Below are 23482 nucleotides of genomic sequence, written 5' to 3'. Positions count from 1 at the left end.
CTGGCACATTCCCTGCTTCAACCGATGCACAACAGCCCCAACGACCAACGGCGGTCGACAGGGGCCTCACACTGATGAGTACAGGCAAAGGCGCCTGGAGCTTCGGCTCCAGGCGCCTTTTTCGTTTTTCCGTGATCGAGGATCGGCTATGCAGGCAACAGCGAACGAAGCACAACGAGCGCGACTGGTCATCGTCGGCAACGGCATGGTCGGCCATCACTGCGTCGAGCAACTGATCGAGCGCGGCGCCTTGGCGCGCTTCGAACTGCACGTATTCGCCGAGGAGCGTCAGCGCGCCTATGACCGGGTGCACCTCTCGGAATATTTCACCGGCAGTTGCGCCGAAACCCTGGCCCTGTGCGACCGCGACTACTATGCGAGTAACGGCGTGCACCTGCACCTGGGCGAGGCGGTACTGGACATCGATCGCGAACGCCAGGAAGTGATCACCGCCGAAGGCCGCCTCGGCTACGACCAGTTGATCCTGGCCACCGGTTCCTACCCGTTCGTGCCGCCCATCGAAGGGTCCAGCGGCAATGCGCGCCTGGTCTATCGCACCCTTGAAGACCTCGATGCGATCCGAGCCGCCGCCGGCAGCGCCCGCCGTGGGGTGGTGGTCGGCGGCGGCCTGCTCGGCCTCGAAGCCGCCAACGCCCTCAAGTCGCTAGGCCTGCAAGCGCATGTGGTGGAGTTCGCACCGCGCCTGATGCCGGTCCAACTGGATGGCGAGGGCGGCGCGGCGCTCAAGGCGCGCATCGAGGCGCTGGGCGTGGGCGTGCACCTGGCCCGCGCCACCCAGTCGATCAGCGCTGGCGAACACTACCGCTACCGCATGAACTTCGATGGCGGCGAACACCTGGAAACCGACCTGATCGTGTTTTCCGCCGGCATTCGCCCGCAGGATGCCCTGGGCCGCGCCTGCGGCCTGGAGATCGCCCCTCGCGGCGGCGTGGTGATCGACAGTCAGTGCCGCTCCAGCGACCCACGCATCTTCGCCATTGGCGAATGCGCTTCGTGGAACGGCAGTGTGTTCGGCCTGGTCGCTCCGGGATACGCCATGGCGCGTAACCTGGCTGCCCTGGTGATGGGCGAGTCGGCGGGCGAATTCAGCGGCGCCGACATGTCGACCAAGCTCAAGCTGCTGGGTGTGGACGTCGGCTCCATCGGCGATGCCCAGGGCGTCACGCCGGGCGCGCGCAGCTACCGCTTCATCGACGAGGCCAGCGCCTCATACCGGCGCCTGGTGGTCGATGCCAACGGCAAGCGTGTGCTTGGCGCGGTACTGGTGGGTGACAACAGCTACTACGACACCCTGCTGCAATACGCCCAGAACGGCATCAAGCTACCGGCCGACCCGGCCGCGCTGATTCTGCCCCAGGGCAGCGGCGCACCGGCGCTAGGCGCCGATGCCTTGCCCGACAGCGCGACCATCTGCTCGTGCCACAACGTCAGCAAAGGCGCGGTGTGCGCCGCCATCGACGGTGGCTGCAGCGACCTCGCCAGCGTCAAATCCTGCACCAGGGCGGCCAGCGGTTGCGGCGGTTGCGCGGCGCTGCTCAAGCAAGTGTTCGAGCACGAACTGACCGCCCGCGGCGTGACCGTCGACAAGAGCCTTTGCGAACACTTTGCCTACACCCGTCAGGAGCTCTACGGGCTGGTGCGGGTGGAGGGTATCCGCACTTTCAGCGAGCTGCTCGAACGCCATGGCAAAGGCCACGTGGGGTGCGCCATCTGCAAGCCGGCGGTGGGCAACATCCTCGCCTCGTGCTGGAACCAGCCGATCATGGACCCGGCGCTGGTGCCGCTGCAGGACACCAACGACACCTTCATGGCCAACATGCAGAAGAACGGCAGCTACTCGGTGGTGCCGCGCATTCCCGGCGGCGAGATCACCCCGGAAAAACTCATCGTGATCGGCCAGGTGGCAAAGAAGTACGACCTCTATACCAAGATCACCGGCGGCCAGCGCATCGACCTGTTCGGTGCCCAGTTGCACGAGCTGCCGCTGATCTGGGGCGAGCTGATCGCCGCCGGCTTCGAGACCGGGCACGCCTACGGCAAGTCGACACGGACGGTGAAATCCTGCGTCGGCAGCACCTGGTGCCGCTATGGCGTGCAGGACAGCGTGGCCATGGCCTTGCGCCTGGAGGACCGCTACAAGGGCCTGCGCGCGCCGCACAAGCTCAAGTTCGCGGTGTCTGGCTGCACCCGCGAATGCGCCGAGGCGCAAAGCAAGGACATCGGCGTGATTGCCACCGACAAGGGCTGGAACCTGTACGTGTGCGGCAACGGCGGCATGCGCCCGCGCCACGCCGAACTGTTCGCCACCGACCTGGACGACGAGACCCTGGTACGCCTGATCGACCGTGTGCTGATGTTCTACATCCGCACCGCCGACAAACTGCAGCGCACCTCGGTGTGGCGCGAGGGCCTCGAAGGCGGGCTCGACTACCTCAAGCAGGTGGTGATCGACGACAGCCTGGGCCTGGCCCGCGAACTCGAGACGCAGATGCAGCAGGTGGTCGACCGCTACGAATGCGAATGGGCCAACGCATTGGGCGACCCGGAAAAGCTCAAGCGCTTCCGCACCTTCGTCAATGACCAACGCGCCGATCCGGATGTGCACTTCGTGCGCGAGCGCGGCCAACGCCGGCCGGCGGCGCCCCTGCAGCTGATTCCCACCCATGAGGAGACAATGTGATGAACCTGTCCAACACGGCTGTAGCAAGTGAAACCCGCTGGCAGGCGGTGTGCCAGGCCAGTGACCTGGTCGCCGACTCCGGGGTGGTAGTGTGGCATGCAGGCGAGCAGGTCGCGCTGTTCTACCTGCCGGGGCGGGATCGACAGGTCTACGCGCTGGAAAACCGTGATCCGCGCTCCGGCGCCAATATCATCGGGCGCGGGCTGGTGGCCAGTCTGCAGGGCGAACTGGTAGTCGCGGCGCCGCTCTACAAGCAGCATTTTTGCCTGCACGACGGGCGCTGCCTGGAGGACCCGACACAGGCCTTGCGGGTGTGGACGGTGCGCCTGCGCGGCGGCGAAGTCGAACTGGCCCGTAGCTGATGCTCGAACGGAGCAACCAGACGTTGCAGGTCTGGCCCGCGCGGATACACTGCCGGGCATGAACCTCGATACCCGCATCAAGTTCCGCCACCTGCTGTGCTTCCTGGAGATTGCCCGACAGGGCAGCCTAGCCAGGGCCGCCGACGTGCTGGCGATCAGCCAGCCAGCGATCTCCAAGACCCTCAAGGAGCTGGAGGATCTGCTGGAAGCTCGCCTGTTCGAGCGCAGCCACCAAGGCGCCGCCTTGACCCCGGCCGGTACCCGTTTCATGCGCTATGCCGGCCCCAGCGTGCAGGCGCTGCGTGACGGGGTCGGCAGTTTGCGCGGTGAGGCTCGGGCGCCGTCGCAGGTGCGTATTGGCGTGCTGTCGACAGTCGAAGGGCTGCTGATGCCCGAGGTGCTGTGCCGCCTGCACCAGCAGCACGAGGCATTGGTCATCAGCGTGGTGACCGGGGCCAGCGCCCAGCTGCTTGGGCAGTTGCACCTTGGCGAGCTGGAACTGGTGATCGGTCGCATGACCGACAGCCCGCAGATCCAGGGGCTGTCGTTCGAGCATTTGTACAGCGAGTCGATGACCCTGGTGGTGCGACCCGGGCATCCACTGCTGGCGGCCCAGCCTATTGACCACAGGCAGGTCGGTACCTATCCATTGGTGCTGCCACCGCCCGGCACGACCATTCGCCAGCACGCCGACAGCTTGTTCGTGCAATGCGCCATCCCGCTGCCGGCACAACGCCTGGAAACCCTGTCGCTAGCCTTGAGCAGGCGCTACGTGCTGGGCAGCGAGGCGGTCTGGGTGGCCCCGCGCGACGCCGTGCTGATCGACCTCGGGCGGGGCGAACTTGCCGAACTCGACCTGGGCGTGCGCGAACCGGGCGGCTCGGTGGGGATCTGCCGCAATGCCGCCCTGGCACAGAGCCTGCCGGCGCAGTGGGTGTGCGAGGTGCTCCGGGAGGTGGCCGAAGCCTATCGACTCGGCGTATACCCCTGAAAACCGGCCCGCGGTTTCCTATACAATCCACGCCAGTTCCCAGCGCCTCCAGGACCCCTTCATGGACGAAACCGCGCAGCACTGGCTGCATGCCCTCTCCGCCCCCATGGCCGCCCTCAACGGCGCCAGCTACACCGCCCCCGATTACTTCGAAGGCGAAGACCAGACCGATCTGGAACGCTGGTGGGGGATCAGCGACCGTGCCCAGTTGCTGGATATGCTGAACATGGCCGACAACGGCCACGCCACCGAAATGAGCGAAGCCTACTGGCAGTACCAGCGCTGCCTGCCCAGCCAGTGGCAGGCCCTGCTCGACACCCTGCCCCCACGCGAACGCATCCGCCACGAATATGCCGCACGCACCTTCCCCGACTGCGGCCCGGGCGGCACCCGCGCCTGGGACCTGGGGCGCATGAGCTTCCTGCTGCGCGCCGGGGTCAAGAAAGGCCTGATCGATCGCGACGAAAGCCTCTACCTGCACTACCGCCTGGCGCTGCGCGCCCGCCACTACTACAACCGCTGGGATTGCTACCTGGCCGGCTACCTGTTCGGCAAGGCGCTGTGGAATGTCAGCGACAGCAGCGACGAGACCCTGGCCGCCGATCTCGAGCGCCAGGGCAGCGAACACTGGAACCGCTGCATCCTGCTTAACCTGCGTCTCGGCGCCCATGAGCTGCTGGCCGGGCTGCCCTGGGACATGGACCTGCCGGAACCTGCGCGCCCCGCCACCCTGGAAGAGGACTGCTGGTCATGAGTTGCTGGATTCGCCTGGGGATCGAACCGACCCAGGACCTGGACGCCATCCGCCTGGCCTACCGCGGCCGCCTGCCCGCGCACCATCCGGAAACCGACCCGGAAGGTTTCCAGGCCCTGCGTGCGGCATACGAGGAAGCGCTGCGCCTGGCCCGCGAGCAGGAAACCCAGGAGGCCGAGCCAAGGGTCGCCGAGGACACTCCCCATCCGGCGCTGCAGCACTTCCATCGCCTGCTCGAGGAGCCGTCCCTGCGCTTCGACCCACAAGCCTGGCAGGGCTACATCGCCGAGCTGGACGAACTGCCACTGGGCGAACTGGACGACCTCGGCTGGCAGCTGCTGCACACACTGCGCGACTGCGGGCCGCTGTCCCATCACTGCGCGGGTCTGCTGGCCCGGCGCCTGGGCTGGGCCGAGCAGTTGCTGCGCCTGGACAACCCCCACGAAGTGGAAGCCTTCCTCGACCGTCTCGCGCAGCCGGATCCCTTCGATACCGCCTGCATGCGCGACTGGCCAGCCCCGGCGCAAATGGAGAGCCTGTGGTATTTCCGCAGCCTCGAATACTGCTACCAGCACCGTCCATTGTTCGAGTACGAGCAGTTCGCCAGCGTGCATACCTGCCTGGCGATCCCGGACGACCCGGCACTGGTACAGCGCCTGCTGGTGCAGTTCAGCCAGGCCGGCATCGCCAGCCGGACCTTCCACAGCATGCTCCAGGCACAACAGGCGCAAACCCCGGACGATGCCGACCTGCTCTACCTGCTGGCCCGCCAGGCCGATGCCCTGGGGGCCGAGCAACAAGCCCTGGACTGCTGGTTGCGGCTGTACCGCCAACACCAGCATCCACAGGCCGAGCGCTGGCTGATCGACCTCTGTGCCCGCCATCAGCCCCAGCGCCTGCCCCTGCTGATCCAGGCCTTCGACCGCCTGCACACGCCAGCCGGCTGGCCCCAAGACCTTGGCGACCCGGCCCAGGCATGGGGCAGCCCGGGGCAGTCAGCGCAGACCTTGGCGCGCTGGTCCGAAGCCTCGCGCCTGGGGCTGGACGGCATCGCCAGCACCTTCGTCGACTGGCATCTGGACGGTGACGACGAACTGCCCCTGCTGGCCTGGCTGCTGCAGGAGCAGCCGGAGCAGAACCTGCACCGCCTGTATTGGCATGCCTGGGCCCTGCAGCGCGGCGAGGCCGGTTTGCTGCGCCTGGTCCTTGCCCAGCCACCGGCCGAGGACGCCCTCGACGCGCTGATCCTCGAGGGCTTCCAGCGCCAGGCAAGCCAGCAGTTGCATTGGCTCGATCAGGCTCCTGTGGTCCAGGCGCTGACGCAGCTCTGCGCCAGCGATGATCCGGCGGTTACCTTGCCCGAGGCCCTGACCGAAGATGCCATTCGCCCGGTCTGCCGTGAATGGCTGCGGCGCATGCGGGTCTATCCGGCCCATGCCCTGCACACGCTCAACCGTCAGTTCGACATGCGCCGCCTGTTCACCACGCCATTCGCCCTGCAACTGCAGGACCGCCTGGCCGAAGCCGGGGTCCTGTTGCCGCCGATGCCCGAAGGGGAGGCACTGTGGCAGTGGCACCGCCAGCAGCTGTTCATGCTGGCGCTGCTGGAGCAACCTTCACGTTGGCTGGCACTGATCGACCCGGCCTTGCCCGCGCAGCTGCACTACCCGGCCGAGCATCCGTTCGCTCCGACACACGCCCTGCTCGGTCAACTGCTGACCAGCCCCGAAGGCGCCAGTGGGCTGCTCGGCAGCCTGGATATCCGCGACCCGGTACAAGCGCTGATCTCGGCACGCCTGCTGACCTTGCAACAGGTGCTCAACAGCACGCGCCTGCCCAACGCCGCGCAACTGCTGGCTTGCCTGGACAACGACGACGGCGGGCTGCGTACCGATTACGCACTGGGCTACCTGCTGTTCTGCGCAGTGCTGCACCACGATCCGTCGCTGGACGAACCACAACGCTGCGCGTTGCGCGACCGCATGCAGGCGCTGGACCTGCAAGACGACTGGTTCGAAGCGCTACGCCGGGGGCTGCTGGACGGCCAGGCCAAACACCCGCCGGCTGCCGCGATACGCGCGCAAGGCCTCGACAGCCGCACGGTCGACGAGGTACTGGATGCGCTGAACAGCCTGCTGAACACTTGCACCCCACCCAAGACCCGGGTGCTGCGCGCCCTGCAAAAGGTCAAGGACGACCCGGAACAGGACCCCGGCCTGCGCTGCGCGATCATGGCTGTGCTGTCATGGAGCGAACGCCTGCTGCTGGACATGATCAAGGAACCGCCGGCACCGATGTGGGCGTTCTGGAAGCTCAAGAGTCGACTGAACCGCACGGGCCTAGCCGTGCACGTGGCAATCATCGCCTTGGGCGCCAGCCTGATGCTGCATATTCCGGCGATGTTGGTGGCGATCAGCATCCTGTCGATCAGCGGCTTCCTGCGCCGCCTGCGCGACCTCGGCCACGGCGTGCCGGCACTGCTGCTGGTAATGGTGCTGACCCGTGTGTTGCCGTTCTCGTCACTGGTGCTGCTGGGCCTGCCCGGCGACAAGCTGCCAAACCGTTACGGCCCGGTACCGGGCAAAGGGCAGCCGCTGGAGGGCGGCCTGCAGGCCACCCTGCGCCGGCTCAACGCTCAGTAACGCAGCTCGTCGAGCGCCTGGCTCAATGCCTGGCGCTCACGGCTGATCTCGCTGGCCTGCTGCCCGGCCAGCACGGCATTGAAGGCGTCCAGCCAGTTGCCGATCAGCTCGCGCTCGTCGCCCAGGCTCTGCATCCAGGCTCGCTCCAGGCGGGCCAGCAAGGTGCGGTTGGGCAGCGTGTCACGTGGGTGGATCTTCAATTTTGCCAGGCGCTCCTCACTGGCCTGGCGTGCCTGCGCATCCAGCCCGGTGGGGCTGCGGTCGATACTGTGGCTATGCTTCTGGCCGCTCTCGAGGAAGGTCACGTCCACTTCCAGCAGGCCGTTGATGTCGTAGCTGAAGCGCACGTCCAGCGACTGGATCTCGCCGGTCGACTGCAACGGAATCTCGAAACTGTCCACCAGGATGTTGTCCCGCACCCATGGCCGCTCGCCCTGGTACACGGCGATGCGCACGAACTTCTGTTCCGGGTGGCTGCTGTAGAAACGCTGCACCTTGGACGTGGGGATGATCGTGTTGCGCTCGATGATCGGCGAGAAGGCGCCGGTGACATCTTCGCCCCGGGACGAGGCCACGCCGAGGGTATAGGGACAGACATCGGTCAGGATCAGTTCGTCGATGGCCTCGTCGCGGGCCTTGCACGCCGCCTGGCTGGCGGCGCCGAGGGCGACGATGGTATCCGGGTCCAGGTGCCGGTACGGCAGGCGGCCAAACAGCTTGGCCACCAGTTGCTGCACCTGCGGCATGCGCGTGGCGCCGCCGACCAGCACCAGGCTGTCCAGCTCCCGCGGGCTCAAGCGGGCATCGCGCAGGGCCTGTTCGATGGGGGTGCGCACCCGTGCCAGCAAGGGTGCCCAGATCGCCTGCAGCTTCTGCTCGTCCAACTGCCACTCGCGGGGCTGGCCATCCATGCTCCAGGCAAAGGTGCGACTGCCCTCGCCCACCTCGCACTTGAGCTGCTCGATGGCGTCGTGCAGGCTGGCCAGGGCCTGGGGTTCCAGGTCCTCGGCCTTGAGGTTCCAGTCACGCAGGCAGGCCTGCAGCAGCGCCTCGGTGAAATCCTCGCCGCCCAGGTAGTTGTCGCCGGTAGAGGCATGCACCTCGATCAACGGCAGGGCGTACTCCAGTACCGTGACGTCGAAGGTGCCACCACCCAGGTCAAACACCAGGGTGCGCTCGAACTTCTGCTCATGCAGGCCGTAGGCCATCGCGGCGGCGGTGGGTTCGTTGATCAGCCGCTGGACCTTGAGCCCGGCCAGTTCGGCCGCGAACACCGTGCGTTTGCGCTGCTCGTCGCTGAAATAGGCCGGCACCGAGATCACCGCCTCGCTCACCGGGCAGCCCAGATAGGCCTCGGCGTCCTGCTTGAGCGAACCCAGTACCAGCGCTGACAGTTCTTCAGGGGTGAAGCGGTGTTCGCCCAGGGCGTAACGCTTGTCGCTGCCCATGAAGCGCTTGAACGCCGCGGCGCTGCGTTGCGGGTGGGTAGTCAGGCGTGCTCTGGCGGCCTGGCCGACGAGGATGCTGCCATCGTCATCGACGCTGACCACTGACGGCGTCAGCACCTCACCCAGGGCATTGGCGATCAGCCGCGCTTCGCCATCCTGCCAGACGGCGATCAGGCTGTTGGTGGTACCCAGGTCGATTCCCAGCAAGGGAGTGGCGTGTGTCGGAGCGGTAGAGAGGCTGGCATCCTGCATGGTCGGTCTCTTGCTTGCGGTAGGAACCGGCGCAAGGCCTGCTGGCCACTTGCGGCGGACAGGGGGATTCTGACGCAACGCCAGAAACAAAAAAAGCGACCCTAAGGTCGCTTTCTCTGTTGCTTCCGGGTGTTCAGTGGGCCCTGGAAGCTTAATATGGCGCGGCGGACGGGACTCGAACCCGCGACCCCCGGCGTGACAGGCCGGTATTCTAACCGACTGAACTACCGCCGCGCTATACATCGAGTGGTGGGTGATGACGGGATCGAACCGCCGACCCTCTGCTTGTAAGGCAGATGCTCTCCCGGCTGAGCTAATCACCCTTCGTCTCGGTGTGGCGCGCATTCTACGGAGGACCTCCTACCCTGGCAAGCACTTTTTTCAAAAAAAATGAAAAAAATTTCCAGGCCTTTCAAAGACCTAGCCGCGCCGCGATTTTCTTCCTCTATATAGGACTGCTGGCCCTCTGACAGGGTTGGCCTGGAACCGTCGCTCGGAGAATAATGCCCGCCTTATGTATTAAGGAGAGATTCCCCCTCATGTGGTTCAAGAACCTGCTGTCCTATCGCCTGACCCAGGAAGTACCGTTCGAGGCCGAGGCCCTGGAGGCCGCCCTGGCCAGCAAGCCGGCCCGCCCCTGCGCCAGCCAGGAACTGACCACCTACGGTTTCGTCGCACCGTTCGGCAAGGGCGAGGATGCCCCCCTGGTTCACGTCAGTGGCGAATTCATGCTGATCGCCGCACGTAAAGAAGAGCGAATCCTGCCCAGCAGCGTTGTCAACGACGCGGTCAAGGAGAAGGTCGAGGAGATCGAGGCCGAGCAGATGCGCAAGGTCTACAAGAAGGAACGTGACCAGATCAAGGACGAGATCATCCAGGCCTTCCTGCCGCGCGCTTTCATTCGTCGTTCGATGATCTTCGCCGCCATCGCCCCGCGCCTGGGCATGATCCTGGTCAACTCGGCCAGCGCCAAGCGCGCCGAAGACCTGCTGTCGACCCTGCGTGAAGTGATCGGTTCGCTGCCGGTGCGCCCGGCCACCGTGAAGATCGCGCCAAGCGCGACCATGACCGACTGGGTCAAGTCGCAACAGGCCGCCGAAGGCTTCTACGTCCTCGACGAGTGCGAACTGCGTGACACCGCCGAAGACGGCGGCATCGTGCGCTGCAAGCGTCAGGACCTGACCGGCGAGGAAATCCAGCTGCACCTGAGCACCGGCAAGGTGGTCACCCAGCTGGCCCTGGCCTGGCAGGACAAACTGTCGTTCGTGCTCGACGACAAGATGGTGATCAAGCGCCTGAAGTTCGAGGAGCTGCTGCAAGAGCAGGCCGAGCAGGATGGTGGCGACGAGGCCCAGCAACAGTTCGACGCCAGCTTCCTGCTGATGATGATGACCTTCACCGAGTTCCTGCCGGTGCTGTTCGAAGCACTCGGCGGCGAAGAGATCCCGCAGGGGGTCTGACCCTTCAGGCCGGCGCGGCCCAGCGGCGCCGACTGAACTTCAGCCGCACCCGCAGCCTTCGATGCTGTTCCTGCGCCAGGGCATCCTTGGGGATGCACTGGCTCTGGCTGAACCATTGCCCCTTGCGCACGAAGCGCAGCACTACCACCGCGGGCAAGGCAACGCTGTCACGGCACAGGCGCGCTGGCTGCCACCCCCGGGCACGACTGTATATATGCCAGCCACGCGACTCGCGACGCAGGCCGGTGACGGCGCCGGGGTGGGTCAGCAGGATCCGGCGGGGAATGGCCCAGCAGGCGTGGGCAAGGGAGGCAATGACCAGCAGGCCCTTCAGCCAACCGGGCAACGCGACCACAACGCCGACGATGAGTGCCAGCGCCAGGCAGGCGAGATAGGCCGCCAGCAACAGGCGTGAGCCCTGCCAACGGCATTCGAAACAATCACTTGGGCTGGACACGATCCAGAATGATGCGGACCATGCGCTGCAGCTCCGGATCTTCGGACTCGGTACGCTCCATGAACCAGCCGAACATGTCCTGGTCCTCGCAGGTCAGCAGGCGACGGTACAGCTCGCGGTCCGCTTCGCTCAGGCTCGGGTAGACTTCCTGGGTGAACGGTACCAGCAGCACGTCCAGTTCCAGCATGCCGCGACGGCTGTGCCAGAAAAGCCGATTGAGTTCAGTTTGTTCGACCATGGGGCCCTCCTCGAATGGTCGCGCAGTATACCGCGCAGCGAATGAAGCGGCACAAGGCGTTGGTCTACTCACCTACCTATTTTGTTACCGGCGTTCTATGATGGCCGCCAGTCTTTAGCTACCGCGATGACCCATGGCCGATTCCGCTTTCTTCTGTTCCCTCTCCCATGAGGGCATCCTCGCCGTCCGCGGCTCCGACGCCGGCAAGTTCCTGCAGGGTCAAGTCACCTGCAACATCAGCTATCTCAGCGAAGCCCATGCGAGCCTTGGTGCCCGCTGCACGGTCAAGGGCCGCATGCAATCGAGCTTCCGTATCCTGCCCGAGGGCAACGGCTACCTGCTGGCCATGGCCAGCGAGCTGCTCGAGGCGCAGTTGGCCGACCTGAAGAAGTACGCGGTGTTCTCCAAGGCCACGCTGAGCGACGACAGCGCCGCCTGGGCGCGCTTCGGCCTGCAGCGCGGCGACGCGGCCCTGCAGGCGCTGAGCTTGAGCGTGGCGGACGAGGCCGGCGCGACCGCGCGTCATGATGGCCTGATCGCCGTCCGCGCCTCGGCCGGCCGGGTCGAACTGTGGGCGCCTGCCGAGCGGGCAAGCGCTGTGCGTGAGGCCCTCGCCGCCGCGCTGCCGGAGGGCACGCTCAACGACTGGCTGCTCGGCCAGGTGCGCGCGGGCATCGGCCAGGTCATGGGCCCGACCCGCGAGCTGTTCATCCCGCAGATGATCAACCTGCAGGCCGTCGATGGCGTCAGCTTCAAGAAGGGCTGCTACACCGGCCAGGAGATCGTCGCCCGCATGCAGTACCTGGGCAAGCTCAAACGCCGCCAGTATCGCCTGGCGCTGGCCGAGACAGCGGTACCCGAGCCGGGCGCCGAGATCTTCTCGCCAACCCACGGCTCGTCGGTCGGCGAGGTGGTGATAGCCGCCAGCAGCGGCAGCGCCGTCGAACTGCTGGCCGTGCTCAGCGCCGATGCGGTGGTGGACGACAACCTGCATCTGGGCAGCCTCGAAGGCCCGCGCCTGACGCTCCTCGACCTGCCTTACGAACTGGACCGCGACCGGGAAATCCAGCGCTGACCAGCCCGCCCCGGCTTCATGCCGGGGCTGCACCACCTTTGCCGTAGAGAAGTCCATGAACAAGCTGGCCGAGAAGGTCCAAGCGCAATTGCTCGCCGCCATCGACCGGGACGACCTGGTCCTGCCGACGCTTCCGGAAGTTGCCCTGAGCATTCGCGAAGCCGCCGAAGACAGCGAGATCAGCGTGTCCGCCTTGAGCAAGGTGATCGGCCGCGACGCCGCCCTGTCGGCACGCCTGATCAAGGTGGTCAACAGCCCGCTGCTGCGCGCCGCCGTCGAAGTCACCGACCTGCACACCGCGATCACCCGCCTGGGCATCAACTACAGCTGCAACCTGGCCATCGGCCTGGTGATCGAGCAGATCTTCCATGCCCGCGCCCCGGCGGTCGAACACAAATTGCGCGATATCTGGGCCAACAGCCTGGATGTGGCGGGCATCAGCTATGAACTGTGCCGACGCTACACCCAACTCAAGCCCGACCAGGCTACCCTCGGCGGCCTGGTGCACCAGATCGGCGCGTTGCCGGTGCTGATCTATGCCGAAGAGCACAACGAACTGCTGTCCGACCCGATCTGCCTGCATTTCGTGATCGAGCAGATCCAGCCAGTGCTGGGCGACAAGATCCTCAGTGCCTGGGAGTTCCCCGAGCAGCTGGTCAACCTGCCCAGCCAGGTGCAGGACCTGGACCGGCGCACCGACCAGATCGACTACATCGACATCGTCCAGATCGCCCGCTGCATCAGCCAGCGCGAGCGCAGCCGGCCACTGGCCGCCCTGCCCGCCTACCGGCACCTGGGGCTGCCCTATGGCACCGAACTGGATATCGCCGAACTGCTGGATGCGCGGAGCATGTTGCGCTGAATCGACAGGGCTGATCGCGGGGCAAGCCCCGCGACAGCCGACATCAATCCGCGATAAAACTCACCCGCACCTTCAACCCGCCGCGCTCGCCGTCATGCAGGCTGATCTGCGCCAGGTGCGCCCGGCAGATCTCGCCGACGATGGCCAGCCCCAGCCCGCTGCCCTGGGCGCTGCGCCGGTAGAAGCGCTCGAACACCCGCTCACGCTCATCCTGCGGGATCCCCGGCCCATCGTCCTCGACTTCGAGGACCGCCGGCGCCAGGACCCGCAAGACCACGTCGCCACCGGGCGGGGTGTGGGCCAGGGCATTGTCCACCAGGTTGCTGAGCAGCTCGTTGAGCAAGGTTGGTTCGCCCTTGAGCCATACCGGGGCCTCGGCCTCCAGCGCCAGGGCAACGCCGCGGGCATGGGCCAGCGGCGCCATGGCCATGCCCAGCTCGCGGGCCAGCTGGCTCAGGTCCAGGCGCTGGGCACCGCCTTCGGCGATGGCCCGGGCGCCGTTCTCCACACGCGCCAACGACAGCAGCTGGTTAGCCAGGTGGGTGAGTCGGTCCGTGCCCAGGGCTGCCGCCTCCAGGGTCTTGCGCCACTCCTCCGGCTCCCGCGAACGCAGGCCCAGCTCGACCCGCGCCTTGAGCGCCGCCAACGGCGTGCGCAGCTCGTGGGCGGCATCGGCGATGAACTGCGCCTGGCGCTCGAACTGGCCACGCAGCCGCTCGGTGAAATGGTTGAGCGCACGCACCAGCGGCCCCAGTTCACGTTGCACCTGCACCACCGGCAAGGCGCGCAGGTCGTCCGGCTGGCGCTCTTCCACCGCCGTGCGCAAGCGCTCCAGGGGACGCAGCGCGGCGCTCACCGCGAACCACACCATCACCAGCGCGCCGAAGGCCAGCATCCCCAGGCGCAGCAGGGTGTCGGCCATCAGCCCGCGGGCCATGCGCACCCGCGCCTCCTCGGTCTCGGCCACGCGGATCTCGGCCATGCCGTTCATGTTCGGCTCGCTCACCGCCTTGAGAAGGCTGACCACACGCACATCCTGGCCCAGGTAGGTGGCATTGTAGAAACGCGCCAGCGCCGGGTAGTCGTCGGTGCGCGGCGTGCCCGGTGGCGGGGGCGGCAGGTGCTCGTAGCCGGAAATCAGCTTCTGGTTGATGTCCAAAACCTGGTAGTAGATACGCCCGGCGCTGTCATAGGCGAAGGTGTCCAGGGCCACGTAGGGCACATCGGCGCTGAGGGTGCCGTCGCGCTGCGACAGGCCGGCGGCGATGGTCCGCGCCGACGCCAGCAGGGTCCGGTCATAGGCGGTGTCGGCGGCTTCGCGGCCATTCCAGTAGGCGCTCAGGCCGCTGGCCAACATCAGCACCACCAGCAGCAGCGCCAGGTTGCCCAGCAGGCGCCCGCGCAGGCTGCCGTTGTCACGCATCGCGGTGCTCGAGCAGGTAGCCCAGGCCACGGAAGGTGACGATGGCCACCGGGTGACCGTCGAGCTTCTTGCGCAGGCGGTGAATGTAGATCTCGATGGCATCGGGGCTGGCCTCCTCGTCAAGGCCGAACACCTGCGCCGCCAGCTGCTCCTTGCTCATCACCCGGCCGGGGCGGGCGATCAGCGCCTCGAGCACGCTCTGTTCGCGCTGGGTCAAGGTCAGCGGCTCGCCGTCCAGGCCGAAGCGCCGGGTATCCAGGTCATAGACCAGCGGGCCGCAACGCTGCTGGCGCTCGCCGCCGAGCACGCTGCGCCGCAGCAAGGCCTTGACCCTTGCTTCCAGCTCGGTCAGCTCGAAGGGTTTGGCCAGGTAGTCGTCGGCGCCGAGGTTCAGCCCATGCACCCGGTCCTTCACATCGCTGCGGGCGGTGAGCATCAGCACTGGCAACGTCTTGCCGCGGCCGCGCAAACGCGCCAGCACTTCGAAGCCGTCCATGCGCGGCAGGCCGACATCCAGCACCGCCACGGCATAGTCCTCACTGGCCAGGGCCAGGTCGGCGGCCACGCCGTCATGCAGCACGTCCACGGTCAGGCCCTGGCTCTTGAGGGCCTGGGCCACGCTTTCGGCCAGTTGCAGATGGTCTTCGACCAGCAGCACACGCATCGGATTCTCCCTGTTCGGCTGGGCTTTTTGCGCGGAGTGTACCGCCGTGGCGAGTGCTGTGAAGCCCTCGCAACAAACCTTTCACGCTGAAAGGTTAGCGAAAGGTTGGTTACCTAGCATCGCACCACGGCTGCCCCGCGCGCCGCAAAAAGCACCAGCAAGGTGCAAACACATAAGAACAATAAATGGAGTCACCGACGATGCTGTCCACGCAGCCGCAGGCGTACGCGCCTATCCGTTCCCTCGCCGCCCGACCTTCCGCCCTCGCCAGCGCCTTCGCCCTTGCCGGTGTCGCGCCCATGAGCCAGGCCGCCTTCTTCGAAGACAGCACGGCCACCTTCGAAACCCGCAACATGTACTTCAACCGCGACTTCCGCGACGGCACCAGTGCGCAGCAATCCAAGCGCGACGAATGGGCCCAGGGTTTCATGCTCAACTTCGAGTCCGGCTATACCGAAGGCACCGTGGGCTTCGGCCTGGACGCGCTGGGCATGCTCGGGGTCAAGCTCGACTCCAGCAAGGACCGCACCGACACCGGCCTGCTGCCGACCCACGACAACGGCAAGGCTGCCGACGAATACTCCAAGCTCGGCCTGACCGGCAAGGTCAAGGTCTCGCAGACCGAACTGAAGGTCGGCACGCTGATCCCCGAGCTGCCCACGCTGCAGCCCAACGACGGGCGCATCCTGCCGCAGACCTTCGAAGGCGGCCTGGTCACCTCGAAGGAGATCAAAGGCCTGACCTTCACCGGCGCCCGCCTGGAAAAAGCCAAGGACCGCAACGACACCAACTGGGAAGACCTGGCCCTCAACAACAAGAACAGTCGCTTCGGCGGCACTTTCAGCGCCGACCATTTCGACACCGGCGGCCTGGACTACCAGTTCACCGACCGCATCACCGGCAGCTACCACTTCGCCCAGCTCGACGACATTTACCGCCAGCACTTCATCGGCATGCTCGCCACCCAGCCGTGGGGCCCGGGCACCCTGGGCGCCGACCTGCGCCTGGCGATCAGCGACGATGCCGGCGCGGCCAAGGCCGGCAAGATCGACAACACCACCGTCAACGGCATGCTCAGCTACACCCTGGGCGGGCACAAGGTCAGCGGCGCCTGGCAGCAGCTCTCCGGCGACAGCGCCTTCCCCTACGTCGACGGTGCCGACCCCTACCTGGTCAACTTCGTCCAGATCAATGACTTCGCCGGCAGAGACGAGCGCTCCTGGCAGGCACGCTACGACTACAACTTCGCCGCCCTCGGCATCCCCGGCCTGACCTTCATGACCCGCTACATCAGCGGCGACAATGTCAGCCGCGCAGCCGGCGGCGAGGGCAAGGAGTGGGAACGCAACACCGAACTGAAGTACGTGGTACAAAGCGGCCCGTTGAAAAACGTCGCCGTGCGCCTGCGCAACGCCACCTTCCGCTCCAACTTCGCCCGCGACGCGGACGAGGTGCGGCTGCTGGTGAGCTACAGCGTGGCTCTGTGGTAACCCATAACAACAACGCTCACGGAGATAGACGATGACTTTTTCACTGCGCCGCCTCGTCCTGGCCACCGGCTGCCTGCTGCTGGCCGGCAACGCCCTGGCCGCCGAACCCAAACGCCCCGAATGCATCGCCCCGGCCTCGCCCGGCGGAGGTTTCGACCTGACCTGCAAGCTGGTGCAAAGCGCCCTGGTCAACAAGAAGATCCTCAGCAAGCCCATGCGCGTGACCTACATGCCCGGCGGCGTCGGCGCGGTAGCCTACAACGCCGTGGTCGCCCAGCGGCCAGGCGATGCCGGCACCCTGGTGGCCTGGTCCAGCGGCTCGCTGCTGAACCTGGCCCAGGGCAAGTTCGGCCGCTTCGACGAGAACGCAGTGAAATGGCTGGCGGCGGTCGGCACCAGCTATGGCGCCATTGCGGTGAAGAGCGACTCGCCCTACAAGACCCTCGATGACCTGGTCGCGGCCCTGAAGAAGGACCCGAGCAAGGTGGTGATCGGCTCCGGCGGCACCGTCGGCAGCCAGGACTGGATGCAGACCGCGCTGATCGCCAAGGCCGCCGGCATCAACCCGCGCGACCTGCGCTACGTGGCCCTGGAAGGCGGCGGCGAGATCGCCACCGCGCTGCTCGGCGGGCACATCCAGGTGGGTTCCACCGATATTTCCGACTCCATGCCGCACATCCAGAGCGGCAACATGCGCATCCTCGCGGTGTTCTCCGAGAACCGCCTGGACGAGCCGGAGATGAAAGACATCCCCACCGCCAAGGAGCAGGGCTACGACATCGTCTGGCCGGTGGTGCGCGGCTTCTACCTCGGGCCGAAGGTCAGCGACGAGGACTACGCCTGGTGGAAGGCCTCGTTCGACAAGCTGCTGGCCTCGGAGGACTTCGCCAAGCTGCGTGACCAGCGCGAACTGTTCCCGTTCGCCATGACCGGCGAAGAGCTGGACGGCTATGTGAAGAAGCAGGTGGCGGACTACAAGGCGCTGGCCCGGGAATTCGGCCTGATCCAGTAAGCCATGCAGCCTGTACTGGCCTCATCGCCGGCAAGCCGGCTCCCACAGGGCCTGCGCTAGGTTCTGAAGCGACGGACGTCCTGTGGGAGCTGGCTTGCCAGCGATACGGCCAGCACAGATCCCGAGTTGTGCTTCAGCAATCCTTTTCGAGGATTTCTACATGATCCTGCAACGCCTCTTCGCCCTCGTCCTGCTGGCGCTGTGCGCCGTGCTGGCAGTGATGGCCTGGCCCTACCAGGCCGCCTTCTCCTACGAACCGGTGGGCCCGCGCGCCTACCCGCTGCTGATGCTCGGCCTGATGAGCCTGGGCTTGCTGTACCTGGCCATTCGCCCCACGCCCATCGTGCGCAAGGATGATGAGCCGGAACTGGACCGCGAGACCCTGATCAAGATCGCGGCCTGCGTCGGCCTGCTGATCGTCTTCGCCGCCACCTTCGAGGCGCTGGGCTTCATCCTCAGCGCCATCCTGGTCGGCCTGCCCATGGCCCGTTTGTACGGTGGCCGTTGGCTGCACAGCGCCCTCGTGGTGGTGGGCATGAGCATCTTCCTCTACTGGCTGTTCGACCGGGTGATGGACGTCCCCCTGCCCCTCGGCCTGCTCGACGTACTGGAGAACTGACACATGGATACCTTGAGCTACCTGGGCCAGGGCTTCGGCGTCGCCCTGAGCCCGTACAACCTGGTCACCGCCCTGACCGGCACCCTGATCGGCACCGTGGTCGGCCTGCTGCCGGGCCTGGGCCCGATCAACGGCGTGGCCCTGCTGATCCCTATTGCCTTCGCCCTCGGCCTGCCGCCGGAGTCGGCGCTGATCCTGCTGGCCGCCGTGTACCTGGGCTGCGAGTACGGCGGGCGGATCAGCTCGATCCTGCTGAACATCCCGGGCGAAGCCTCCACCGTGATGACCACCCTCGACGGCTACCCCATGGCCCGCCAGGGTCTGGCCGGCGTGGCCCTGTCGCTGTCGGCCTGGAGCTCGTTCATCGGTGCCTTCATCGCCACCTGCGGCATGGTGCTGTTCGCCCCGCTGCTGGCGAAATGGGCAATCGCCTTCGGTCCGGCGGAGTACTTCGTGCTGATGGTGTTCGCCATCGTCGCCCTCGGCGGCATGGCCGGCGACAAACCACTGAAGACGTTCATTGCCGCGCTGATCGGCCTGTTCCTCTCGGCGGTCGGCATCGACGCCAACAGCGGCGTGTACCGCTTCACCGGTGACAGCGTGCACCTGGCCGACGGCATCCAGTTCGTGGTGCTGGTGCTGGGGCTGTTCTCGATCAGCGAGATCCTCCTGCTGCTGGAGAAAACCCACCATGGCCATGTGGCGGTCAAGGCCACCGGGCGCATGCTGTTCAACCTCAAGGAAGCGGCATCGGTATTCTTAGTCAACATTCGCTGTGGCCTGCTCGGCTTCTTCATGGGCGTGTTGCCGGGTGCCGGTGCGACCCTGGCCAGTGCCGTTGCGTACATGACCGAGAAGCGCATCGCCGGCGATAAAGGCAAGTTCGGCAAGGGTGACGCTCGCGGCCTGGCTGCCCCGGAAACCGCCATTGGCGCGTCCTGCTGCGGCGCCCTGGTGCCGATGCTGACTCTGGGCGTGCCAGGCTCGGGCACCACCGCGGTGATGATCGGCGCCCTGACGCTGTACAACATCACTCCCGGCCCGCTATTGTTCGAACAGCAACCGGACATCGTCTGGGGCCTGATCGCCTCGCTGTTCATCGCCAACATCATGCTGGTGATCCTGAACATCCCGATGATCCGCATCTTCACCCGCATCCTTGCCGTGCCGAACTGGGCACTGGTGCCGGTGATCGCGATCATCACCGCGATCGGCGTGTACGCAGTGCATGCCACCACCTTCGACCTGTTCCTGATGGTCGGCATCGGCATCATGGGCTACATCCTGCGCAAGCTGGACTTCCCGCTGTCGCCGATCCTGCTGGGCTTCATCCTCGGCGGTCTGATGGAGCAGAACCTGCGCCGCGCGCTGTCGATCTCCAACGGCGAACTGGGCATCCTCTGGTCGAGCACGATCAGCATGGGCGTGTGGGTGCTGGTGGTGTGCATGCTGAGCCTGCCGCTGCTGCGCATCTGGCGCAAACGTGCCCTGCAGCGCCGGGCAACGGCCGATGCCTGACCGGTCGTTGCCACTGTTCTGGGCCACCGGGCTGGTCGGCCTTGCGGGCGGCTTTGCCGCCAGCAAGGTCGGCTGGCCCTTGCCGTGGATGGTCGGCTCGTTGCTGGCGATCATCCTGGTGCGCTGCCTGACCCCCTGGCAGCTCAGTGAAATCCCCAATGGCCGCAAGTGCGGGCAGTGGATCATCGGCATCGGCATCGGCCTGCACTTCACCCCGGCGGTGATCGAACAGGTGGCCAGCCACTTCGCGCTGATCTTCTTCGGTGCGTTGTTCACCACCCTCTCCAGTGTGATCAGCGTGTGGCTGCTGCGGCGCACCGGTGAAGACCGGGCGACGGCGTTCTTCGCCAGCATGCCGGGCGGCTCGGGCGAGATGGTCAACCTCGGTGCGCGCAATGGCGCGGTGCTCAGCCAGGTGGCCGCGGCGCAGAGCCTGCGGGTTCTGGCGGTGGTGCTGTGCGTGCCGGCGCTGTTCAAACTGCTGCTGGGCGATGGCGTGCCGCTGAACCATGCCGGCAGCGTGAGTTGGGGCTGGCTGGCGTTGATAGCGCCGTTAGGGGTGCTCATGGCACTGCTGTGGCAACGCCTGCGCCAACCCAACCCCTGGCTGTTCGGGCCGTTGCTGGTGGCTGCCGGCGTAAGCCTGGCGGGCAACCTGCAGATAGGCCTGCCCAACGGCGCCAGCCAGATCGGCCAGTGGTTGATCGGCAGTGGCCTGGCCTGCCACTTCAACCGGGCGTTCTTTCGCCGGGCGCCATCGTTCCTGGGGCGCACCCTGCTGGCCACGGCGTTGTGCATGCTGATCGCCGCCGGCGCGGCCTGGGCGCTGAGCCTGCTGACGCACCTGGACCTGCGCTCGCTGACCCTGGGCATGATGCCTGGGGGTATCGCCGAGATGAGCCTGACGGCCGAGACCTTGCAACTGTCGGTGCCGCTGGTAACGGCCCTGCAGGTGATGCGCTTGCTGTTCGTGCTGTTTCTGGCCGAGCCGTTGTTCCGGCAGTGGGCCAGGCACTGAGCAAGATGAGCCGCTTCGCGGCCCTCCTTCAGGTCACAACGGCGGCAACGCCCAATCGATCGGCGCGATGCCGCGCTGCTCGAGGAAGCTGTTGGTGCGGCTGAAATGGCCGCAACCAAAGAACCCACGGTAGGCCGACAACGGCGACGGGTGCACCGACTTGAGTATCAGGTGCTTGCTGGCATCGATCAGCTTCTGCTTGCTCTGCGCATGCGCGCCCCACAGCAGGAACACCACGTTCGGGCACTGCTCGCTGACCACCTGGATGATCCGGTCGGTGAAGAATTCCCAGCCTTTCTTCGCATGCGAAGCCGCATTGGCCCGCTCCACGGTCATGGTGGTGTTGAGCAGCAGCACGCCCTGCTCCGCCCAGCTCTGCAGGTAGCCGTGGCTGGGGATCGGCAGGTTGAGGTCGCGCTGCAGCTCCTTGTAGATATTGACCAGCGACGGCGGCGTGGCGATGCCCGGCTGCACCGAGAAACACAGGCCATGGGCCTGGCCCGGGCCGTGGTACGGGTCCTGGCCGAGGATGACCACCTTGACCTGCTCCAGCGGCGTGGAGTTCAGGGCGTTGAAGATCAGCGGCCCGGGCGGGTAGATCTCCTTGCCGGCGGCGTATTCGCCGCGCAGGAACTCGCGTAGCTGATGCATGTAGGGCTGGTCGAACTCGGCACGCAGCGCGGCTTTCCAGCTGGGCTCGAGTTTGATGCGATCGTCGTCGGTCATGGGGGCATCCAAAAGCAAAGTGCCGCGACACTAGGAAAGCCTGGCCGGCTTGTCAATCGATCCGACCGACGACCGGCAGCTTCGGCGCGGCAGGCCATACTGAGGGGATGATTTGCGCGAGGTAACCCATGTCCATTCAATGCGAGGTATTGACCGGCGCCGACGGCGCCCGTATCGGCATCGCCACCCTTGACGCGCCCAAGGCGCTCAATGCCCTGACGTTGCCCATGATCGAAGTGCTCGACGAACGGCTGCGCGCCTGGGCCAGCGACCCCGGGATCGTCTGCGTGCTGCTGCGCGGCAACGGGCCGAAGGCCTTCTGTGCCGGCGGCGACGTGCGGGCACTGGTCCAGGCGTGCCGCGAACACCCCGGCAGTGTACCGCCGCTTGCGGCCACCTTTTTCGCCAGTGAGTACCGTCTCGACCATCACCTCCACACCTACCCCAAGCCCCTGCTGTGCTGGGGCCATGGCCATGTGCTGGGCGGCGGCATGGGCCTGCTGCAAGGCGCCGCAGTGCGCATCGTCACACCCAGCAGTCGCCTGGCCATGCCCGAGATCAGCATCGGCCTGTATCCCGACGTCGGCGCCAGCTGGTTCCTGGCCCGCCTGCCCGGCAAGCTTGGCCTGTTCCTGGGGCTGACCGGCGCGCCCCTCAATGCCCGCGACGCACTGGACCTGGGCCTGGCCGACCGCTTCCTGGGCGAGCATCAGCAGGAGGCGCTGATCGAAGAGCTGCTGCAGTTGAACTGGCAGGAGCAGACCGCCCTGCAGCTCAACAGCCTGCTCAAGGCCGAACAGCACCGTGCCTGCGTGGAGCTGCCCGAAGGGCAATGGCTGGCACGTCGGGCCGTGATCGACGAAGTGCTCGACGTGGCCGACCCCGTCGCGGCCTGGCGGGCATTGGCCGGCCTGGCCCGGCATGCCGATCCGTTGCTGGCGGCGGCGGGTCAGCGCCTGCATGAGGGCTGCCCGCTGACGGCGCACCTGGTATGGGAACAGATCCGCCGGGCACGGCACCTTTCGCTGGCCCAGGTATTCCAGATGGAGTACACAATGAGCCTGAACTGCTGCCGTCACCCGGAGTTCAGCGAAGGGGTGCGCGCCCGCCTGCTGGACAAGGACAACACCCCGCACTGGCACTGGCCGGATGTGGCGCAGGTACCAGCGGCGGTGGTGGAAGCGCATTTCAGCAAGGTCTGGGAGGGGCGGCACCCGCTGGCAGAACTGGGATGACGCATCGCGGTGCCTGTGCGCACGCGGTCAACGCGACCAGCCCCGCTCGCTACCTCGCCCGCCGTCTGGTCGACGGTCGCGATTGCCCTGGCCGTTCGAATGCCAGCGATTACCTCGGCGATCGTCATTGCGGTAGTCGTGGCGGTCGCGATCGCGCCCATAGTCGTAGCGCTGGCGGTTGCCATAGTCGTAGCGTGGGTTGCCTTGCCAGCGCGGCTGCACGCCGGGCGCCGGATAAGGGCGGTACTGCGGCACCGGTGCGGGCCGGTAGTAACGCGGCGCGGGCTGGTAGTAATAGCGTGGCTGCGGCGCCACATAGTAGCGATCCTGGCGGTAGTAGCCAGGGTATACGTAGCGATCGCTGGTGTAGTAGTCACGCCGGTAATAGCCGTTGTCCGCGTAATAAGGGGCACAGGCCGATGTCAGCAGTCCGAGCAGGACGATGAGCAGGATTCGTGGGTACATGGCGGCCTCCTGGACCGCAGGGGTGCCCGGCACAGCGGCGCTGGCGGGCGTCGATGGCAATGCGTTCATC

At 66.3% G+C, this 23482-nt stretch carries 21 protein-coding genes and 2 tRNA genes; 14 read left to right on the top strand and 9 right to left on the bottom strand.

Going from position 1 to position 23482, the window contains the following annotated elements; genetic code table 11:
• Positions 1–148 precede the first annotated feature (148 nt).
• The 5 genes from nirB (at position 149) to LU688_RS05990 (ending at position 7450) form a co-directional block, all read left to right on the top strand.
• Complete coding sequence (gene nirB, locus LU688_RS06010) at positions 149–2701, top strand: nitrite reductase large subunit NirB (RefSeq protein ID WP_094010140.1); 2553 nt, start codon at positions 149–151, stop codon at positions 2699–2701.
• Complete coding sequence (gene nirD / locus LU688_RS06005; RefSeq protein ID WP_094010141.1) at positions 2701–3063, top strand: nitrite reductase small subunit NirD; 363 nt, start codon at positions 2701–2703, stop codon at positions 3061–3063. The genes nirB and nirD overlap by 1 nt, the downstream gene beginning before the upstream one ends.
• Positions 3064–3121: 58 nt before the next feature.
• Positions 3122–4054, top strand: a complete 933-nt coding sequence (gene pcaQ / locus LU688_RS06000) for a pca operon transcription factor PcaQ (RefSeq protein ID WP_038705547.1) — start codon at positions 3122–3124, stop codon at positions 4052–4054.
• Positions 4055–4115: 61 nt separating this feature from the next.
• Entirely contained in the window at positions 4116–4808 is a 693-nt protein-coding gene (locus tag LU688_RS05995) for a DUF1266 domain-containing protein (protein ID WP_038705546.1), read from the top strand.
• Positions 4805–7450 (top strand): DUF805 domain-containing protein, encoded by a 2646-nt coding sequence (locus tag LU688_RS05990; RefSeq protein WP_160290809.1) that lies wholly within the window; start codon positions 4805–4807, stop codon positions 7448–7450. Before LU688_RS05995 ends, LU688_RS05990 begins: the two co-directional genes overlap by 4 nt.
• Here the strand turns inward: LU688_RS05990 and LU688_RS05985 are convergent.
• From LU688_RS05985 to LU688_RS05975, 3 genes are all read right to left on the bottom strand, one after another.
• Positions 7444–9150: a molecular chaperone HscC gene (locus tag LU688_RS05985; RefSeq protein WP_094010143.1), complete on the bottom strand. Its 1707-nt coding sequence runs from the start codon at positions 9148–9150 to the stop codon at positions 7444–7446. The genes LU688_RS05990 and LU688_RS05985 overlap by 7 nt on opposite strands.
• Positions 9151–9307: 157 nt before the next feature.
• Positions 9308–9384, bottom strand: a tRNA-Asp gene (locus tag LU688_RS05980).
• Between the two features lie 13 nt (positions 9385–9397).
• Positions 9398–9473, bottom strand: a tRNA-Val gene (locus LU688_RS05975).
• A gap of 216 nt (positions 9474–9689) precedes the next feature.
• On the opposite strand from LU688_RS05975, the gene rdgC reads away from it, so the two are divergent.
• Positions 9690–10610 (top strand): recombination-associated protein RdgC, encoded by a 921-nt coding sequence (gene rdgC, locus LU688_RS05970; protein ID WP_023631647.1) that lies wholly within the window; start codon positions 9690–9692, stop codon positions 10608–10610.
• Positions 10611–10614: 4 nt separating this feature from the next.
• Here the strand turns inward: rdgC and LU688_RS05965 are convergent, their stop codons facing one another.
• Together LU688_RS05965 and LU688_RS05960 are read right to left on the bottom strand one after the other, a co-directional pair.
• A complete protein-coding gene (locus LU688_RS05965) occupies positions 10615–11067 on the bottom strand; it encodes a protein YgfX (protein WP_094010144.1) in 453 nt (150 codons plus the stop codon).
• Positions 11051–11305 (bottom strand): FAD assembly factor SdhE, encoded by a 255-nt coding sequence (locus LU688_RS05960; RefSeq protein WP_023631750.1) that lies wholly within the window; start codon positions 11303–11305, stop codon positions 11051–11053. Before LU688_RS05960 ends, LU688_RS05965 begins: the two co-directional genes overlap by 17 nt.
• 133 nt (positions 11306–11438) lie before the next feature.
• On the opposite strand from LU688_RS05960, the gene ygfZ reads away from it, so the two are divergent.
• Together ygfZ and LU688_RS05950 are read left to right on the top strand one after the other, a co-directional pair.
• Positions 11439–12380 (top strand): CAF17-like 4Fe-4S cluster assembly/insertion protein YgfZ, encoded by a 942-nt coding sequence (ygfZ, locus tag LU688_RS05955; RefSeq protein WP_094010145.1) that lies wholly within the window; start codon positions 11439–11441, stop codon positions 12378–12380.
• Between the two features lie 55 nt (positions 12381–12435).
• Positions 12436–13242, top strand: a complete 807-nt coding sequence (locus LU688_RS05950; RefSeq protein WP_023632685.1) for an HDOD domain-containing protein — start codon at positions 12436–12438, stop codon at positions 13240–13242.
• A 43-nt stretch (positions 13243–13285) separates the two neighbouring features.
• On the opposite strand, the gene LU688_RS05945 is transcribed toward LU688_RS05950, so the two are convergent.
• Together LU688_RS05945 and LU688_RS05940 are read right to left on the bottom strand one after the other, a co-directional pair.
• Positions 13286–14665: a sensor histidine kinase gene (locus tag LU688_RS05945; protein ID WP_094010146.1), complete on the bottom strand. Its 1380-nt coding sequence runs from the start codon at positions 14663–14665 to the stop codon at positions 13286–13288.
• Entirely contained in the window at positions 14658–15329 is a 672-nt protein-coding gene (locus LU688_RS05940; RefSeq protein ID WP_038705540.1) for a response regulator, read from the bottom strand. Before LU688_RS05940 ends, LU688_RS05945 begins: the two co-directional genes overlap by 8 nt.
• Positions 15330–15529: 200 nt before the next feature.
• On the opposite strand from LU688_RS05940, the gene LU688_RS05935 reads away from it, so the two are divergent.
• The 5 genes from LU688_RS05935 (at position 15530) to LU688_RS05915 (ending at position 20986) form a co-directional block, all read left to right on the top strand.
• The gene (locus LU688_RS05935) at positions 15530–16819 is read left to right on the top strand and encodes an OprD family porin (RefSeq protein WP_038705539.1); all 1290 of its coding nucleotides are present in this window, start codon (positions 15530–15532) and stop codon (positions 16817–16819) included.
• Positions 16820–16850: 31 nt separating this feature from the next.
• The gene (locus LU688_RS05930; protein WP_160290810.1) at positions 16851–17831 is read left to right on the top strand and encodes a Bug family tripartite tricarboxylate transporter substrate binding protein; all 981 of its coding nucleotides are present in this window, start codon (positions 16851–16853) and stop codon (positions 17829–17831) included.
• 160 nt (positions 17832–17991) lie between these two features.
• Positions 17992–18450, top strand: a complete 459-nt coding sequence (locus tag LU688_RS05925; RefSeq protein ID WP_023632081.1) for a tripartite tricarboxylate transporter TctB family protein — start codon at positions 17992–17994, stop codon at positions 18448–18450.
• Between the two features lie 3 nt (positions 18451–18453).
• Positions 18454–19968, top strand: a complete 1515-nt coding sequence (locus LU688_RS05920) for a tripartite tricarboxylate transporter permease (RefSeq protein ID WP_094010148.1) — start codon at positions 18454–18456, stop codon at positions 19966–19968.
• The gene (locus LU688_RS05915) at positions 19961–20986 is read left to right on the top strand and encodes an AbrB family transcriptional regulator (protein WP_038705536.1); all 1026 of its coding nucleotides are present in this window, start codon (positions 19961–19963) and stop codon (positions 20984–20986) included. The genes LU688_RS05920 and LU688_RS05915 overlap by 8 nt, the downstream gene beginning before the upstream one ends.
• A 33-nt stretch (positions 20987–21019) precedes the next feature.
• Here LU688_RS05915 and ung read toward each other — a convergent pair whose 3' ends face one another.
• Positions 21020–21712 (bottom strand): uracil-DNA glycosylase, encoded by a 693-nt coding sequence (gene ung, locus LU688_RS05910; RefSeq protein WP_094010149.1) that lies wholly within the window; start codon positions 21710–21712, stop codon positions 21020–21022.
• Between the two features lie 128 nt (positions 21713–21840).
• Between ung and dspII the strand changes: the two genes are divergently transcribed.
• On the top strand, positions 21841–22947 hold the full coding sequence (gene dspII / locus LU688_RS05905; protein ID WP_094010150.1) for an enoyl-CoA hydratase/isomerase DspII: 1107 nt from the start codon (positions 21841–21843) through the stop codon (positions 22945–22947).
• Between the two features lie 27 nt (positions 22948–22974).
• Here the strand turns inward: dspII and LU688_RS05900 are convergent, their stop codons facing one another.
• The gene (locus LU688_RS05900; protein WP_160290811.1) at positions 22975–23412 is read right to left on the bottom strand and encodes a hypothetical protein; all 438 of its coding nucleotides are present in this window, start codon (positions 23410–23412) and stop codon (positions 22975–22977) included.
• Between the last annotated feature and the right edge of the window lie 70 nt (positions 23413–23482).

The sequence above is a fragment of the Pseudomonas soli genome (genome assembly GCF_021283165.2).
GTDB lineage: Bacteria > Pseudomonadota > Gammaproteobacteria > Pseudomonadales > Pseudomonadaceae > Aquipseudomonas > Aquipseudomonas soli.
Note: the sequence above shows the minus strand (reverse complement) of the source record. Positions and strands in the feature narration are given on the sequence as shown.